The sequence below is a fragment of the Pseudomonas sp. Sample_9 genome (genome assembly GCF_004307535.1).
Taxonomy (GTDB): Bacteria; Pseudomonadota; Gammaproteobacteria; order Pseudomonadales; family Pseudomonadaceae; genus Aquipseudomonas; species Aquipseudomonas mercuritolerans.
In genome coordinates, this window is sequence record NZ_RAZO01000201.1 from 1 (window position 1) to 1,062 (window position 1,062).

1 pseudogene is annotated in these 1,062 nt (G+C 52.8%); it reads right to left on the reverse strand.

The features are described from left to right. Window positions 1–249: 249 nt before the first annotated feature. Window positions 250–1,062: pseudogene (locus D6877_RS29520) on the reverse strand (hypothetical protein); the annotation flags it as partial.

Here is a 1,062-nt window from a genome sequence, read left to right on the forward strand (position 1 = left end):
GGATTCTGGCTTGGCTGTAGGCAATGGCGCAAGGATTTGTAGCCTTGAGACCGTGCCTGCGTGTTTTTTAAACATCGTCGTTTAAATCAAAGAAAACGCGCCTGCAACTCCGGATTGTCAGAGCCCGATTCACTGCTGAGATAAATAAATGTCTCCCTATCGGGGTCGTTACTCCCCGTGAAGTAGGAAGTTAATCTGACGATTGCTAGGGGCGCTATTGGCTCTGCTCCCCCAGCTATTCGGCGCCGTCTAGTCGACCCCTACTATAATCACAACTTGTCTAAGCAATGTTGAAGGAGGGTGACCGATTGCTGAAAATCTATTGTTACTGAACCGCGTTGCGAAGTTACCTTCCGGGCCGTGCCCCCACCTAGGGCCCCACGAGTCCGTCATCGGTTGCGGTGTATGTGTTTCCACTAATACGTACCACCGCGATTGATCCACACCGTATTTCGTCCCTGGTTGGCTTGTTCCCCATGCGTAGGCAGCCGCGTAATCATACGAACCGGCGGGTGAGACAACGAGCCGATAGACATTAGAGCAGGTAACCCTATATTCGACCTTTTCACCGACGCTATCCGTAACGATTATCGTTGTGGTTTTTTGCACTGAGCAATTTGATCTTGTTATTGGACCCTCAGTGGTAGCGACTCGTGTATTTTGAGAGGTATAGGTGTAAGGAGGAACACCACCTGTGGCCTCTCTTTTCGAAGAGGTACCGCTGGCATCCTTGCCATTTGTTGCCCAGCCTGCATAGCGAAGACTCAGCCCTGCCAGGGACATGGCGGATTGATCAATCGATAGCCGTTGATTCACTTTGAAAGTAAAGGGCGGGGCTGACACCGGGTTGCCGCCATACAGCGCTTTCGCAGTGAAACTGTGCTCCGCAGCCGTCAGCGCAGAAACGAGCAAGGTCCAGATGCCTGTTACCGGGTCGGCGGTCGGTTGACCCTTTGAAGTAGTGCCATCCAGCACATCGACTTTCTGACCTTTGGCGGCGACACCGCTGAGCGTTATTTCAGTTTCGACGGTGGTGCTGCCGTTGGGAATGTCGGCGCCACT